At 65.2% G+C, this 15,344-nt stretch carries 17 protein-coding genes; 10 read left to right on the forward strand and 7 right to left on the reverse strand.

Going from position 1 to position 15,344, the window contains the following annotated elements; all coding sequences use genetic code 11:
* Positions 1–147: 147 nt before the first annotated feature.
* Together ACFW0H_RS07355 and ACFW0H_RS07360 are read left to right on the forward strand one after the other, a co-directional pair.
* Positions 148–552 carry an acyl-CoA thioesterase gene (locus ACFW0H_RS07355; protein WP_422913237.1) on the forward strand — a complete coding sequence of 135 codons (405 nt, stop codon included), beginning with the start codon at positions 148–150 and terminating at the stop codon, positions 550–552.
* Positions 553–742: 190 nt separating this feature from the next.
* Complete coding sequence (locus ACFW0H_RS07360) at positions 743–1,192, forward strand: c-type cytochrome (RefSeq protein ID WP_422913238.1); 450 nt, start codon at positions 743–745, stop codon at positions 1,190–1,192.
* Positions 1,193–1,300: 108 nt separating this feature from the next.
* Here ACFW0H_RS07360 and ACFW0H_RS07365 read toward each other — a convergent pair whose 3' ends face one another.
* From ACFW0H_RS07365 to ACFW0H_RS07385, 5 genes are all read right to left on the reverse strand, one after another.
* Positions 1,301–1,825 carry a helix-turn-helix transcriptional regulator gene (locus ACFW0H_RS07365; protein ID WP_422913239.1) on the reverse strand — a complete coding sequence of 175 codons (525 nt, stop codon included), beginning with the start codon at positions 1,823–1,825 and terminating at the stop codon, positions 1,301–1,303.
* A gap of 2 nt (positions 1,826–1,827) precedes the next feature.
* Positions 1,828–2,112 (reverse strand): hypothetical protein, encoded by a 285-nt coding sequence (locus ACFW0H_RS07370; RefSeq protein WP_422913240.1) that lies wholly within the window; start codon positions 2,110–2,112, stop codon positions 1,828–1,830.
* Positions 2,113–2,371: 259 nt separating this feature from the next.
* Positions 2,372–4,045: an NAD-dependent DNA ligase LigB gene (ligB, locus tag ACFW0H_RS07375; RefSeq protein WP_422913241.1), complete on the reverse strand. Its 1,674-nt coding sequence runs from the start codon at positions 4,043–4,045 to the stop codon at positions 2,372–2,374.
* 196 nt (positions 4,046–4,241) lie between these two features.
* Positions 4,242–5,432 carry a methionine adenosyltransferase gene (gene metK, locus ACFW0H_RS07380; protein ID WP_422913242.1) on the reverse strand — a complete coding sequence of 397 codons (1,191 nt, stop codon included), beginning with the start codon at positions 5,430–5,432 and terminating at the stop codon, positions 4,242–4,244.
* A 19-nt stretch (positions 5,433–5,451) separates the two neighbouring features.
* Positions 5,452–6,453 (reverse strand): ArsR/SmtB family transcription factor, encoded by a 1,002-nt coding sequence (locus ACFW0H_RS07385; protein ID WP_422913243.1) that lies wholly within the window; start codon positions 6,451–6,453, stop codon positions 5,452–5,454.
* Positions 6,454–6,659: 206 nt separating this feature from the next.
* Between ACFW0H_RS07385 and tkt the strand changes: the two genes are divergently transcribed.
* The 7 genes from tkt to ACFW0H_RS07420 all read left to right on the forward strand — a co-directional run bounded on the left by tkt (position 6,660) and on the right by ACFW0H_RS07420 (position 13,469).
* Entirely contained in the window at positions 6,660–8,660 is a 2,001-nt protein-coding gene (gene tkt / locus ACFW0H_RS07390) for a transketolase (protein WP_422913244.1), read from the forward strand.
* A 67-nt stretch (positions 8,661–8,727) separates the two neighbouring features.
* Entirely contained in the window at positions 8,728–9,777 is a 1,050-nt protein-coding gene (epd, locus tag ACFW0H_RS07395) for an erythrose-4-phosphate dehydrogenase (RefSeq protein ID WP_422913245.1), read from the forward strand.
* A gap of 28 nt (positions 9,778–9,805) precedes the next feature.
* Complete coding sequence (locus ACFW0H_RS07400) at positions 9,806–10,969, forward strand: phosphoglycerate kinase (protein ID WP_422913246.1); 1,164 nt, start codon at positions 9,806–9,808, stop codon at positions 10,967–10,969.
* Between the two features lie 87 nt (positions 10,970–11,056).
* Positions 11,057–11,257, forward strand: a complete 201-nt coding sequence (locus tag ACFW0H_RS07405; RefSeq protein WP_422913247.1) for a hypothetical protein — start codon at positions 11,057–11,059, stop codon at positions 11,255–11,257.
* Positions 11,258–11,294: 37 nt separating this feature from the next.
* Complete coding sequence (locus ACFW0H_RS07410) at positions 11,295–11,612, forward strand: MliC family protein (protein ID WP_422913248.1); 318 nt, start codon at positions 11,295–11,297, stop codon at positions 11,610–11,612.
* Positions 11,613–11,876: 264 nt separating this feature from the next.
* Positions 11,877–12,941 (forward strand): class II fructose-bisphosphate aldolase, encoded by a 1,065-nt coding sequence (fba, locus tag ACFW0H_RS07415; RefSeq protein WP_422913249.1) that lies wholly within the window; start codon positions 11,877–11,879, stop codon positions 12,939–12,941.
* A gap of 66 nt (positions 12,942–13,007) precedes the next feature.
* Entirely contained in the window at positions 13,008–13,469 is a 462-nt protein-coding gene (locus ACFW0H_RS07420) for a hypothetical protein (protein ID WP_422913250.1), read from the forward strand.
* 131 nt (positions 13,470–13,600) lie between these two features.
* Here ACFW0H_RS07420 and ACFW0H_RS07425 read toward each other — a convergent pair whose 3' ends face one another.
* On the reverse strand, positions 13,601–14,272 hold the full coding sequence (locus tag ACFW0H_RS07425; RefSeq protein ID WP_422913251.1) for a polysaccharide lyase family 7 protein: 672 nt from the start codon (positions 14,270–14,272) through the stop codon (positions 13,601–13,603).
* A gap of 204 nt (positions 14,273–14,476) precedes the next feature.
* Positions 14,477–14,695 (reverse strand): hypothetical protein, encoded by a 219-nt coding sequence (locus ACFW0H_RS07430; RefSeq protein WP_422913252.1) that lies wholly within the window; start codon positions 14,693–14,695, stop codon positions 14,477–14,479.
* Positions 14,696–14,821: 126 nt separating this feature from the next.
* Between ACFW0H_RS07430 and ACFW0H_RS07435 the strand changes: the two genes are divergently transcribed.
* Entirely contained in the window at positions 14,822–15,310 is a 489-nt protein-coding gene (locus ACFW0H_RS07435; protein WP_422913253.1) for a YgjP-like metallopeptidase domain-containing protein, read from the forward strand.
* Positions 15,311–15,344 lie beyond the last annotated feature (34 nt).

Here is a 15,344-nt window from a genome sequence, read left to right on the forward strand (position 1 = left end):
ACCTGCGGATTATAGCGGCGCCGGTGGGCAAGCCCAAGGTTTTCCGTCGCCCGGCCGGTTGCCTATGGTGCCCATTGAAAGCCTTGCCGCGACAAGCGGTACCCGGAAGGGCATGATGCGCGGCATTCCAGACCCGGAGGACGCTGCATGAATTTCCATACGCGCAAGTGGATCAAGCCCGAAGACCTCAACCCCAATGGCACCCTGTTCGGCGGCAGCCTGTTGAAGTGGATAGACGAGGAGGCTGCGATCTACGCCATCGTCCAGCTCGGCAACCAGCGCGTGGTGACCAAGTTCATCTCCGAGATCAACTTCGTCAGTTCGGCGCGCCAGAGCGACATCATCGAGCTGGGGATCACCGCCACCGATTTCGGCCGCACGTCCATCACCCTGCGCTGCGAAGTGCGCAACAAGATCACCCGCAAGAGCATCCTCACCATCGACAAGATGGTCTTCGTGAACATGGGCGAGGATGGCCTGCCGTCGCCCCACGGCAAGACCGAGATCACCTACAGCAAGGACCGCTTGAAGGACGAGTCGCCGTCGGGCTGATCCGGGGGCTGCCGGCGCAGCCCGTCGGTTTCTCCATTCTTGCGCCGAGGCCCGTCGAACGCCCTTGAGGCGCGGGCTTGAGCGCTTCGGCGGCCTTTTGCCGGCGTGCGACAAACTGTCGCCAGGCTTGGTATTTTCCTGGCAGGTGCGGATACTGTCGCGCGCCTTCAGTCCTACCCGTGATTTCCCGATGAATGCCAAGAAGCTTCTGATCCTCGCCGCCTGCATTGGTCTCGCCGCTTGCGGTGGCGTGGACCCCAATTCGCCGCTGGGCAAGCGCCAGGCGATCTTCAAGGACATGCTGCGTACCAGCGAGGACCTCGGTGGCATGCTGCGCGGCCGCATCAGTTTCGACGAGCAGCGTTTCGCCAGCGGTGCCACCAAGCTCGACCAGCTTTCCCGCCAGCCCTGGCAGCATTTCCCCCAGGTTCAGGAAGGCGACTCCGACAGCGCCGCGCGCGACGAAGTCTGGCAGCGCCAGGAGCGCTTCCAGCAACTGGTGCGCGAGCTGGAAGCCAGCACGGGCCAGTTGGCCAGCGCCGTTCAGACCCGTCCGCTGAACGCCCAGGGTGTCGCCCCCCTGGTGCAGAAGGTGGAGGACAGCTGCGAGGCCTGCCACAAGGAGTTCCGCGCCTACTGAGGTGCGCGTCGAGCAGGTTGGGTTGCGCCGGCGGGCATGAGATCCGCCGGATCGCTGGCGGAAAGCCGGTCTTCTAGCGGCTCCAGAAGCCTGACGCAGAGGTTTCGTCTACCACGCCAGTACACCCGGCTCGAAGGTTGGCTTTTTCGCCAGGCGCTGCTGCTCCTTGGCAACATTGACCTGCATGGCAATCTCGGAGACCTCCACCAGATCCGGGGCCAGGGCATAGATGCCTCGCTTCTGCATCCAGGCCAGGATGTCGGCCAGGTGCCAAAGTACGGTTGAGCCTTCATGAACGGGGGCTGGGAAGCTGGTTGCATTGGCCAGCATGAGCTTGCGCATGTTCTGGCGAGTCATGCCGACGATCTCTGCAGCATCGGTCAAGCCAACCAGGTCGGGGGTCACCTCGATAAGCACTGCCGCTGGCAGGGCTTCGCGCACATTTGCCAGCGCACTTTTCACTGCGTCCTCTGCACAGGAGGCTTCACGAGTGAACTCCAAGGCCAGCCGGCCAGGCTGTCCAATCCCAACCAGGGCATCATCACAGCCGGTCCCACCCAGACGTTCGACCAGCGCATCCATATCCTGATCATCAGCGGTCAGTTGGTACTTCAGGGTAAAGATGTAGTCCATCACTATTCCTCCGCTTCAGCCTGTTTCACCTTGGCTGCTTGCTCTTTACGGTGGGTGGTGCAGTTATCCACTGCACGCCGGATGGCTTTGGCAAAATTGCCTGGGTTCCTGGGTGTGCTCCAGATGCTGGTGATGCAGAACTCACCGCATCGGCACTCCTTGTCGTTGTATGGACAATACATTTTTCCCCAGCAGTGGCCGCCACCTTCCACAACTCGCCACCCTTGCGATTCGGCATGTCTCAGCGCCTCTTCGACCTCCTTCTTGGAGTGGGTGGATCGGCTCATCGAGTTGTTTCCAGTGTGTGAATGAGTTGTTTGGTTGTCAACTGACAACTTGTTGAGTGGCAGTCTGTATAAGACCGCTTGAACGGCAAGACGCCTTTCTTCCAGTGCTCGTGAGGCCGGGCGCGGTGCCCGGCGGGAACGGATTCGGTCGCAGCCCATGTGCCGGCTGCCCTGGGAAGGGAATCCTAGGGGAGGCGTATATCGCCGTACCATTGCGCCCCGCCCCGCGCGCTCGTAGGAAACGTCAGGAGTTCCGCGCCTACTGAGGCGCGACGAATCCCTCCACCCCTTCGGTGCTGAGCCGCTCGGCCAGTTCGCGGACTTCCGGGTGCTGGAAGAATCCCCTGAGCTGGCCGGCCCGCGCCGGGCCGATGCCGGCCAGTGCCTGCCAGTCCGCCAATGTCCGCCGGCTCAGTGACGCCCAGTCGCCCTCCAGGGCGGCTGGAGTCGTCGTCGGAATACCCAGTGCCCGCAGCCACTGGCCGAACGGCCGGCGGCGGGCTTCGTCGAAGCGCTGCACCAGTTGCTCCGCCCGGCGGTCGCCTATGCCCGGTCTTTGCGTCAGCGTCCGGGCATCCAGTTCCAGCCACTCCAGCAGTCCGTCCAATTCCAGGCGAGCCCAGGTGCCGCGGCCTACGCCCTTCAAGGCCAGCCCCTTGGGGCCGCTCAGCCAGGCCAGGCGGGCGAGGAATTGCTCCGTGCAGCCGTCGACGGGGCGGAAGCAGCTGAGGGCGTGATACCGGTCCGGCGCTGGTGCTTCCACTTCGGGACGTTGGCTGGCGCGCACGACCACCGAGTCCAGTCGCGGAATGGTGAGGCCGGCCAGGGCGATGGCCACCTGGTCGCCGGGGCGGATATCCAGGCTCCGCCAGCGCTCGACGGAGCCCAGGCCGATGCGCTGGATGCGCCGGCCGTCCAGCTCCACCGGCGCCAGGCGCAGCAAGGGCGTGACCCGGCCGGTGCGGCCCACCTTGAACTCCACCGCGCGAACTTCCGCCAGCGCCTTGGCGAAGGGGTATTTCCAGGCCACGGCCCAGTTCGGCGGCTCTGCCCTCCATTGCCGCGCGGCCGGTCGTCGGCTTTGGCGAACGACGATGCCGTCGCTGGCGAAGGGCAGGGGGGAGCGGTACCAGTGTTGGCGCCAGGCCGCGATGTCCTCGGCACTCTGCACTGGCCGCGTCATCTCGGCGGCGCTGGTGAAGCCCATGGCTTGCAGGCCCTGCAGACGCTCGTCCATTCGATCGGGCCCGTCCGGCCAGTCCCAGACGAAGAGGCCGATGCCGGCGGCATCGTCCGTGGCCAGCTCCTGGCGATTGAGCAGCCCGGCCACCTTGCCGCGGGCGCCCCGGCCGCCCTGGCTGGCCTGCACATGGGCGTCCAGCCGCCAGTAGAGTTCCCCTTGCAGCACGCCATCGCCGATACCGGGCAGGTCCTGGGGAATGGCTGCGATGCGCCGGGTCTGACGGGTCCAGTCCTGCCCCTGGCTGCCGTCGCCGCGGCTGATGGCCTGCACCAGTCGCCCCTGCCGGTAGACCAGGGTGACGGCGACACCATCTACCTTGGGCTGGACCCAGAGGTCGCGCCGCTGGCCCAGCCAGCGGCGCAGGTCGTCGATGTCCCGCAGCTTGTCCAGGCCGGTCTGAGCCACGGGGTGGCGGACTTTGCCATGGCTGGTCGCCAGTGGGTCGCGAACCGGCGGCGCAGCCTCGGGGAAGCAGGCGCGCAACTCTTCCAGGCGGGCGCGGGCCTGATCATAGAGTTCGTCGTCCACTGTCGAGCGGCCCTGGGCGTGATAGGCCCGGTCCCATTCGGCGATGCGGCTGTCGAGGGCGGCCAGTTCGGTGCTGGCGCGGCCCGCTGGCCAGTCGGGGCAGCCATCGGCCAGGGCGGGGAGGGCGACGCAGAGAAAGGGCAGGGCAATCCAGTGGTGCATGGCGAGCCTCCTTGCTCGTCGGGGAGGCGACCACTCTAGTATTCCGGCTTGTGGGCGCGTGCCGAACCGGTTGTCCGTTCGGGCGCTGCTGAGTGTGGGGCGATGGGTATCGCTACGCTCAACCCATCCTACGGGGCCTTCGTCGCGCCAACAAAAAGCCCCGCACTGGGCGGGGCTTTATGCATTTCGTCAGGGCTTACAGGCCAGCGGCGGCGCGCAGGGCTTCGGCCTTGTCGGTCCTTTCCCAGGTGAACGCGGTGAAGGTGTCGTCACCGTAGGTCATCTCGAAAGGATTGCGACCGAAGTGGCCGTAGGCCGCGGTCGGCTGGTACATCGGGTGCAGCAGGTCGAGCATCCGGGTGATGGCGTACGGGCGCAGGTCGAAGTGCTCGCGGACCAGTTGGACGATCTTGTCGTCGCTGATCTTGCCGGTGCCGAAGGTGTTGATCGAGATGGAGGTCGGCAGGGCTACGCCGATGGCGTAGGACACCTGGATCTCGCAACGCTCGGCCAAGCCCGCGGCGACGATGTTCTTGGCCACGTAGCGGCCGGCGTAGGCGGCGGAACGGTCCACCTTGGACGGGTCCTTGCCGGAGAAGGCGCCGCCGCCGTGGCGGGCCATGCCGCCGTAGGTGTCGACGATGATCTTGCGACCGGTCAGGCCGCAGTCGCCCACCGGGCCGCCGATCACGAAGGTGCCGGTCGGGTTGATGTGGAACTGGGTGTCCTTGTGCAGCAGTTCGGCTGGGATCGCGTGCTTGACGATCAGCTCCATCACGCCTTCGCGCAGGTCGGAGTACTTCACGTCGGGGTTGTGCTGGGTGGACAGCACGATGGCGTCGATGCCGACGACCTTGCCGTTCTCGTAGCGGCAGGTGACCTGGCTCTTGGCGTCCGGGCGCAGCCACGGCAGCAGGCCGGACTTGCGGGCTTCGGCCTGGCGCTCCACCAGACGGTGGGAGAAGCAGATCGGAGCGGGCATCAGCACGTCGGTTTCGTTGCTGGCGTAGCCGAACATCAGGCCCTGGTCGCCGGCGCCCTGGTCTTCCGGCTTGGCGCGGTCCACACCCTGGTTGATGTCGGGGGACTGCTTGCCAATGATGTTGAGGATGCCGCAGGTGGCACCGTCGAAGCCGACGTCGGAGCTGTTGTAGCCGATGTCGATGATGACCTTGCGCACCAGCTCTTCCAGGTCGACCCAGGCGGAGGTGGTGACTTCACCGGCGATGATGGCGACACCGGTCTTGACCAGGGTTTCGCAGGCGACGCGGGCGTGCTTGTCCTGGGCGATGATGGCGTCGAGGACGGCATCGGAAATCTGGTCGGCGATCTTGTCCGGATGGCCTTCGGACACGGATTCGGAGGTAAACAGGGAATATTCGCTCATCTATCGGTTTTCCTATTAGTTACCGGTGGGTGAGTTCGCTTCGTGAATCCGGTTTGGCGAAGTGCCTAACCTGAATCTGAAAGCCGTTTCGCAAGCCAATGTAGAGGCTCTCGCCGGGCGTGAGCCCCGCGGCATTGGCCCAACGGGCCAGGTCGTCCTGTTCGAAGCCCAACCATAGATCGCCGCAGGCCTCCCTGGCCCAACTCTGGTTGTGGCTGCACAACTCGGTCACCAGCAGGCTGCCTCCCGGCAGCACCCGCTGGGCCAATTGTTTCATCGCATCGGCCGGCGCGGCGAAATGGTGCAGGACCATGTTCAGCACCACGCAGTCGGCAGCCGCCTGCTCGTCATTCAGGGCATCGGCCAGTCGCAGCTCGACGTTGCCGAGGCCTTCCGCATTACAGCGCATCCGTGCCAGCTCCAGCATCGCCGCGCTGTTGTCCAGTGCGGTGACGCGGGCAAAGCGCCGTGCCAGCTCCGGCAGGAATCCGCCATCGCCCGGGCCGACTTCCAGTGCTGTGGCGCCGGTGTCGAAGTCCAGGGCATCGAGCACCGCCAACACGCTGTCACGGTATTGCGGCAATCCTGCGATCAGGTCCTGCTGCGCCTGGAATTTTTCCGCCGCGCGGGCGAAGTAGTCGCGGCTGACCGCTTCGCGCTGGGCATGGACTTCGGCGATGCGGGCGTCGATCTCCGCCGGCAGCGCGAGGTCGTCCACCTCGGCCAGCAGGGCCGCGTGCAACATGCCGCCAACTCGCTCGTTCTGCGCCAGGGAGCGGCGGTAGAAGATCGCGTTGCCCTCGCGCCGGGTGGCCACCAGGCCTGCCTGGGCCAGCACCTTGAGGTGGTGGCTCATGCCTGACTGGCCGGTGGCGAAGATCTGCGCCAGTTCCAGCACGCCGAAGGAGTCGTTGGCCAGCGCCCGCAGCACGTACAGCCGCAGCGGGTCTCCGCCGGCCTTGCACAGGGCGGCCAGCTCGTCGCTGTCGTCATGACGGATCTGGGGTACGCGCAGGCTCATAGGGCGCGCAGTCTAGTCCCCGTCTCCCGGCGTCGCAATGCCAATATCAAAAAGTTTTGATATTGGCTGATCGGCGGTCGGCAGGGCTTTCGCACAACTGACCGGTGAAACTGCGACCATCTGTGATTGCCCGCGACCTCCCGGCTGGGCGAAAATAGCGGCCTTTTTTCGATTAGCCGTCTATTCAGACCTGCAGGAGATAAGCGATGCCCAGCCGTCGTGAGCGTGCCAATGCCATTCGTGCCCTGAGCATGGATGCGGTGCAGAAAGCCAACAGCGGCCACCCCGGCGCCCCCATGGGGATGGCCGATATCGCCGAAGTGCTCTGGCGGGATTACCTGCAGCACAACCCGAACAACCCCGAGTGGCCCAACCGCGACCGCTTCGTGCTGTCCAACGGCCACGGTTCGATGCTGAACTACTCGCTGCTGCACCTGACCGGCTACGACCTCACCATCGAAGACCTGAAGAACTTCCGCCAACTGAACAGCCGCACCCCGGGCCACCCGGAATACGGCTACACCGCCGGCGTCGAGACCACTACCGGTCCGCTGGGCCAGGGCATCGCCAACGCCGTCGGCTTCGCCATTGCCGAGAAGACCCTGTCCGCGCAGTTCAACCGTGAAGGCCACGCCATCGTCGACCACAACACCTACGTGTTCCTCGGCGACGGCTGCATGATGGAAGGCATCTCCCACGAAGTCTGCGCCCTGGCCGGCACCCTGGGCCTGGGCAAGCTGATCGCCTTCTACGATGACAACGGCATCTCCATCGACGGCGAAGTCCACGGCTGGTTCACCGACGACACCCCGAAGCGCTTCGAAGCCTACGGCTGGCAGGTGATCCGCAACGTCGACGGCCACGATGCCGACGAGATCAAGACCGCCATCGAGACCGCGCGCAAGTCCAGCGACCGTCCGACCCTGATCTGCTGCAAGACCGTGATCGGCTTCGGCTCGCCGAACAAGCAGGGCAAGGAAGAGTGCCACGGTGCTCCCCTGGGCAATGACGAGATCGCCCTGACCCGCGCCGCACTGGGCTGGAACCACGCGCCCTTCGAAGTCCCGGCCGACATCTACGCCGAATGGGACGCCAAGGCCGCCGGCGCCGCCCGCGAAGCCGAGTGGAACGAGCGTTTTGCCGCCTACGCCGCCGCCCATCCGGAACTGGCCGGCGAATTCCAGCGCCGCATCAAGGGTCAGCTGCCAGCCGACTTCTCCGCCAAGGCCGACGCCTACATCGCCGAAGTCGCCGCCAAGGGCGAAACCATCGCCAGCCGCAAGGCCAGCCAGAACGCCCTGAACGCCTTCGGCCCGCTGCTGCCGGAATTCCTCGGCGGCTCGGCTGACCTGGCCGGCTCCAACCTGACCCTGTGGAAGGGCTGCAAGGGCGTTTCGGCCTCCGACGCTTCCGGCAACTACCTGTACTACGGCGTTCGCGAGTTCGGCATGAGCGCCATCATGAACGGCATCGCCCTGCACGGCGGCTTCATTCCCTACGGCGCCACCTTCCTGGTGTTCATGGAGTACGCCTGCAACGCCGTGCGCATGGCCGCCCTGATGAAGAAGCGCGTGCTGTTCGTCTATACCCACGACTCCATCGGTCTGGGCGAAGACGGCCCGACTCACCAGCCGGTTGAGCAGCTGGCCAGCCTGCGCTGCACCCCGAACCTGAACACCTGGCGTCCGGCCGACGCGGTGGAATCCGCCGTGGCCTGGAAGTCCTCCATCGAGCGCAACGACGGCCCGAGCGCACTGATCTTCTCCCGCCAGAACCTGCCCCACCAGGCTCGCGACGCCGCCCAGGTGGCGAACATCGCCCGCGGTGGTTATGTGCTGAAGGACAGCGATGGCGAGCCGGAGCTGATCCTGATCGCCACCGGCTCCGAAGTCGGCCTGGCCGTGCAGGCCTTCGAGCAGCTCAGCGCCGCCGGCCGCAAGGTGCGCGTGGTGTCCATGCCGTCCACCAGCCTGTTCGACCAGCAGGACGCTGCCTACAAGCAGGAAGTACTGCCGGTGCAGGTCGGTGCGCGCATCGCTATCGAGGCCGCCCATGCCGACTTCTGGTACAAGTACGTCGGTCTGGAAGGCCGCGTGATCGGCATGACCACCTTCGGTGAGTCGGCCCCGGCCGCCGCGCTGTTCGAGCATTTCGGCTTCACCGTCGACAATATCGTCGCCACCGCCGAAGAACTGCTGGACGTCTGATCCACCCGTAGGAGCGAGCAAAGCTCGCTCCTACGGTGTTTCCTTTCCCCAGCCCTGCGAGCGCCCCATGCCCAGCAATCGCCCCTTCAAAGTCGCCCTCAACGGCTACGGCCGCATCGGCCGCTGCGTGCTGCGCGCACTTCACGAGCGCAGTGGCGGCGCGAGCTTCGAGATCGTCGCGCTGAATGACCTGGCCGATCAGGCCAGCATCGAGTACCTGACCCGCTTCGACTCCACTCACGGCCGCTTCCCCGGCGAGGTGCGGGTGGATGGCGATTGCCTGCATATCAATGGCGACTGCGTGAAGGTGCTGCGTCACGCCGAGCCGGAAGGCATCGACTGGGCCGCCCTGGGCGTGGACCTGGTACTGGAGTGTTCCGGCCAGTACACCCATCGCCAGGACGCCGAGCGCTTCCTCGCTGCCGGCGCGCCCCGGGTGCTGTTCTCCCAGCCCATGGGGGGCGAGGCGGATATCGATGCCACCGTGGTCTTCGGGGTCAACCAGGACAGCCTGACCGGCGCCGAGAAACTGGTGTCCAACGCCTCCTGTACCACCAACTGTGGTGTGCCCCTGCTGAAACTTCTCAACGAGTCCGTGGGTCTGGAATACGTCTCCATTACCACCATCCACTCGGCGATGAACGACCAGCCCGTGATCGACGCCTACCACCACGAAGACCTGCGCCGCACCCGCTCGGCCTTCCAGTCGGTGATCCCGGTGTCCACCGGCCTTGCCCGCGGCATCGAGCGCCTGCTGCCGGAACTTACCGGGCGCATCCAGGCCAAGGCCATCCGCGTGCCCACGGTGAACGTCTCCTGCCTCGACATCACCTTGCAGACCGCCCGTGATACCTCGGCTGCCGAAATCAACCGCGTGCTGCGGGAGGCCGCCGAGAACGGCGCGCTCAAGGGGATCCTGGCCTACACCGAACTGCCCCACGCCAGCTGCGATTTCAACCACGACCCCCATTCCGCGATTGTCGACGGCAGCCAGACCCGCGTGTCCGGCCCGCGCCTGGTCAACCTGCTGGCCTGGTTCGACAACGAATGGGGCTTCGCCAACCGCATGCTCGACACCGCAGACCACTATCTGCGGGTTTCCGCTGCTTCTCGTTAACAACCAGCCCCCGTGAAGGACTGACCTCATGACCGTGTTGAAAATGATCGACCTCGACCTCCAGGGTAAGCGCGTGCTGATCCGCGAGGATCTCAACGTGCCGGTGAAGGACGGCGTCGTGAAAAGTGACGCGCGCATCCTCGCTTCCCTGCCGACCATCAAGCTGGCACTGGAGAAGGGCGCGGCGGTAATGGTCTGCTCCCACCTGGGCCGTCCCACCGAGGGCGAGTTCTCCGCAGAGAACAGCCTGAAGCCGGTGGCTGACTACCTGTCCGAGGCCCTGGGCCGCGAAGTGCCGCTGGTGGCCGACTACCTGGGCGGCGTGGATGTGCAGCCTGGCCAGGTGGTGCTGTTCGAGAACGTGCGCTTCAACAAGGGCGAGAAGAAGAATGCCGATGAGCTGGCCCAGCAGTACGCCGCCCTCTGCGACGTCTTCGTGATGGACGCCTTCGGCACCGCCCACCGTGCCGAGGGCTCCACCCACGGCGTGGCCAAGTTCGCCAAGGTCGCCGCCGCCGGCCCGCTGCTGGCCGCCGAGCTGGACGCACTGGGCAAGGCCCTGGGCAAGCCGGCCCGCCCGATGGCCGCCATCGTCGCCGGTTCCAAGGTCTCCACCAAGCTGGACGTACTGAACTCCCTGAGCCAGATCTGCGACCAGCTGATCGTCGGCGGCGGCATCGCCAACACCTTCCTCGCCGCCGCTGGCTACAAGGTCGGCAAGTCGCTCTATGAAGCCGACCTGGTGGACACCGCCAAGGCCATCGCCGCCAAGGTCAGCGTGCCGCTGCCGGTGGACGTGGTGGTCGCCAGGGAATTCGCCGAAAGCGCTGCCGCCACCGTCAAGGCTATCAGCGAGGTCGCCGACGACGACATGATCCTCGACATCGGCCCGCAGACCGCCGCCCAGTTCGCCGAGCTGCTGAAGTCCTCCAAGACCATCCTCTGGAACGGTCCGGTGGGCGTGTTCGAGTTCGACCAGTTCGGCAACGGCACCAAGGCCCTGGCCCTGGCCATCGCCGAGAGCCCGGCCTTCTCCATCGCCGGCGGTGGCGACACCCTGGCGGCGATCGACAAGTACGGTGTGGGCGAGCAGATTTCCTATATCTCCACCGGCGGTGGCGCCTTCCTCGAGTTCGTCGAGGGCAAGGTACTGCCGGCCGTGGAAGTGCTGGAACAGCGCGCGAAGGCTTAAGGCGCCGCTACCTCCAGTGGATTCGCACTAAACCCTGGCGGCGCTTCGTGGTCCCTTTACCAGGACCTGCAATAAGGAGGGGCCGCCATGCATGACGCTGCGATCCTGCTGGTGCTGGTCACCGGGCTCTGGGGATGCTCCGGAGCCCGACACGCCAGTACCTGCGAGGTGGTCAGCCCGCCCCAGGTCATTGTTCCTGGCAGCCAGGACGATCAGCGGATAGAAGCGCAAGGCAGCGGCGAACCGCCCGGCGATGAAAATGGACAAGGGGAGCGGCATTGCCCCTGACGATGGAAGAGCGGCGCAGCCGCATCAAGGAGTAGGGATGAAAGGCTTGTTCGCCCTCGCGGGTTTCGCGCTGCTGGCCGGTTGTGCCGGCCGTGAGGGGCCCAGCGACGACTGGACCCGCTGGGTCTGCGACAGCCAGGCGGAACTGCTCTGGCGCTTCACTGATGCGAGCAGGGACAGCGTCGACCTGCGCCTGGGCGGCGGCGATATCGTCCACCGCCTGAAGCGGGAGCCTTCCGGTTCCGGCGCGCTGTTCAGCGACGGCAACCTGGCCTTCCACACCCAGGGTGACGAAGGCCTGGTCTACTGGGCGGCCACCGACGACCTGATCGGCCGCGGCTGCAAGGCGCCTTGAGAACCTGTTTACGATCTGCTGCGCGTCGGAATAGCCGCGTTGAAAATGGCTTCGGAATGCTCATTTACAACTTGTAAACTCCGCTTCCTCAGCCATTTTCGCCTTGCTCTTCTCTAGCTCGCGAAACCGTAAACAGGTTCTGAGGCAGATTTATTTTCCCCGGGGCAGGCGGATGACCGCTCCTCCCCGAAAACTTGAACCCGGCCCGCCCCTGCGGCAGGCTTTGCAATTTGACAGCCCACCCACTCGGGAGACTGAAACACCATGGCACTCATCAGCATGCGCCAGATGCTGGACCACGCCGCCGAATTCGGCTACGGCGTACCGGCTTTCAACGTCAACAACCTGGAACAGATGCGCGCCATCATGGAAGCGGCCGACAAGACCGACTCCCCGGTGATCGTGCAGGCCTCCGCCGGTGCCCGCAAATACGCCGGCGCCCCCTTCCTGCGCCACCTGATCCTGGCCGCCATCGAAGAATTCCCGCACATCCCGGTGTGCATGCACCAGGACCACGGCACCAGCCCCGACGTCTGCCAGCGCTCCATCCAGCTGGGCTTCTCCTCGGTGATGATGGACGGCTCCCTGCGTGAAGACGGCAAGACTCCGGCCGACTATGACTACAACGTCCGCGTGACCCAGCAGACCGTTGCCTTCGCCCACGCCTGCGGCGTATCCGTGGAAGGCGAGCTGGGCTGCCTGGGCAGCCTGGAAACCGGCCAGGCCGGTGAAGAAGACGGCGTCGGCGCCGAAGGCATCCTGGACCACAGCCAGATGCTGACCGATCCGGAAGAGGCCGCTGACTTCGTCAAGAAGACCCAGGTCGATGCCCTCGCCATCGCCATCGGCACCAGCCACGGCGCCTACAAGTTCACCAAGCCGCCGACCGGTGACATCCTCGCCATCGACCGCATCAAGGAAATCCACAAGCGCATCCCCAACACCCACCTGGTGATGCACGGTTCCTCCTCGGTTCCGCAGGACTGGCTGGCGATCATCAACGAGTTCGGTGGCGACATCAAAGAAACCTACGGCGTCCCGGTCGAGGAAATCGTCGAAGGCATCAAGCACGGCGTGCGCAAGGTGAACATCGATACCGACCTGCGCCTGGCTTCCACCGGTGCCATCCGTCGCTTCATGGCCCAGAACCCGGCCGAGTTCGATCCGCGCAAATACTTCGCCAAGACCGTCGAAGCCATGCGCGACATCTGCATCGCCCGCTACGAAGCCTTCGGCACCGCCGGCAATGCCTCCAAGATCAAGCCGATCTCCCTGGATGGCATGTTCGCGCGCTATGCCAAAGGCGAGCTGGCCGCCAAGGTCAACTGATCCCACGGCCTGTACGAGGAGCCCCGCACTGCGGGGCTCTTTCGTATCCGGCACAAGGAGTTTCCGATGCGCCTGCCCCTGTCGATGGGCTTCGTCCTGCTGCTTGCGGGCTGTGCCGGCCAGCCGCCGGTGGCTCCCGCGCCGCCGCCGGAGCCGGTTTCCAGCGACCCGCAGCAGTGCCAGGGCCGCACCGACTGCACCACCAAGACCTCGCGCACCCTGCTGTTCGTCTTCGATTACGCCGAGGCCGGCGGTGCCCTGGTGCAGCGCAAGGGACCCTGGCTGTTCACGCCTTCGGCGGCCAAGCCATCCGGCTGGCCTTCCCTGAAGATCCGCCTGGCCGATCCACCGGCCGGACGCTTCGAGTTCGCCAGCCAGTGCCCGGCGGGGAACTGCCGGATCGGCGAGGACGACCTGCTGAGGGTCTATCGGAGTTATCTGGGGGGTGAGCCTTGCCTGCTGTCGGATGCTAAGGCATTGGCACGGTGCCTGGAGCCGGCCACCCTCACCCCCGACCCCTCTCCCTGAAGAGGAGAGGGGTGACTCGCGCCTGAAGCTTCGGCGTTCGCCGGCAAGCTCGGAGTCAAGTCGAGCCAAGCACTCATCTCGGCGCGGATGAACTCCCCTCGCCCTTCAGGGAGAGGGGCCGGGGGTGAGGGTTACAACCCCCGATGCTCGATCTTCAGGTTGTAGAAGGTCGCCGCCCCCGCCTCGGTCTCGTATCCCGTGTTGTCCTGGGCATACACCCCCGCCTTGAAGTACAGCGGCTTGGGCGCCCATTCCGAGCTCAGCTGCTGGCTCCACAGGCTGCTGTTGACCATGACGCTGAGCTGGCCATTGGGCGCCAGGTCGATCACGTAGCTGAAGCGCTGGTTCAGCGGAATGCCGCTGATCAGCGGGATCACCGTGCTGGTTTCGTCGTTCGGATTGTTGCGCACCTTGGCGACTATGTTCGCGGTGTTGGTCTTGGTCTTGAACTGGTACTCCAGCTTGATCAGCGGGCTGGTGCTGCCATAGGCATGGATCTGGCCGATCACGACCTTCCCGGTGGAAGGCACCTGGCTGACGCTCAGGTTGGCGCTCAGCACGTTGTCGGCGCCGGCGTAGGTCCAGTTGCGCAGACTGCCGTCGGCGTAGGTCTCGCGCAGTTCGGTGCGCGGGTAGCTGGCGTTGGCGGTGGTGGAGCCATTGACCGGCGTCCAGAAGAACAGGCTGTCGGCGGTGGGCTGGAAGAATTGGTCCCGATAGCCGCCGAGCAGCGCCGGGGTTTCGATGGTGATGGCGGGTTCGCCGACGGGCAGGGTGAGATTCCAGGTGGAGAGGTCGATCATGACTGAGTTCTCAGAAAGAACTTTCAGTCGGGCGCTGCGCATCCTCGTCGCTGCTTTTCGCTGCGACGGCGTTCCGGCCAGTTGCGCTCGAACTAAAAGTGAAGGTTGCTGATGGCAGTTGCCCGCCGTGTCGTCCGAAGGCGTTTGGGGCCGTCTCGCAAGCGCTTTATAAGGCCTGTCCGAGTGCCTGTCAGTCACTGGTCGTCATGTCGTTGGCGTCAAATTTTTGATCTTTTTCGCGATGGCCAGTATTGCGCTATTGGCCTTGGACTGGATGCCGCAGATGGTCGGAAAGGCCCGTCCTTGATGGATAAGGGAATTTTTCGGCGGCGCGCGCCGGTTTTTTGGAGCCGTCCGGTTCGCCGGCCGAATACTGGTGAGGAAAAATCCGACGAGTGGTATGGAGAAAAATGAAGGAATCATTGTCCCTCTCGCTCCGAGAGCTGTGCCAGGGGGCCGCAGGCGGTCTGGCCGGCCGGTCGCTCCGGCGCACGGGGTCGGCCGCGGTCGGGTAGACTGTCGCCTTTTTCGACAGCCGACCGCCGCACCATGACCGCTCTCAAGTACCTCCGGGGTTACCCCGCCAACCTGCAGGACCAGGTGGGGCGGATGATCGAGGCCGGCCGCCTGGGCGAATACCTCGAGCGCCGCTATCCCGGCCGCCACGAGGTGCAGAGCGACAAGGCGCTGTACAGCTACGCCATGGCCCTCAAGCAGGAGCACCTGCGCAACGCCCCGGCACCGGACAAGGTGCTCTACGACAACAAGCTCGACGTGGTGCACAAGGCCCTCGGGCTGAACACGGCGATCTCGCGGGTACAGGGCGGCAAGCTCAAGGCCAAGAAGGAAATCCGTGTCGCCTCGCTGTTCAAGGAGGCCGCGCCGGAGTTCCTGCGGATGATCCTGGTCCATGAGCTGGCCCACTTGAAGGAACGCGACCATACCAAGGCCTTCTACCAGCTCTGCGAACACATGCTGCCCGGCTACCACCAGCTGGAGTTCGACCTGCGCGTCTACCTCACCTGGCGTGAGCTCTAGGCCGCCGCCTGCGATCACGGTCGGCTGCTAGGCT

The sequence above is a fragment of the Metapseudomonas cellulosilytica genome, assembly GCF_049334135.1.
Taxonomy (GTDB): domain Bacteria; phylum Pseudomonadota; class Gammaproteobacteria; order Pseudomonadales; family Pseudomonadaceae; genus Metapseudomonas.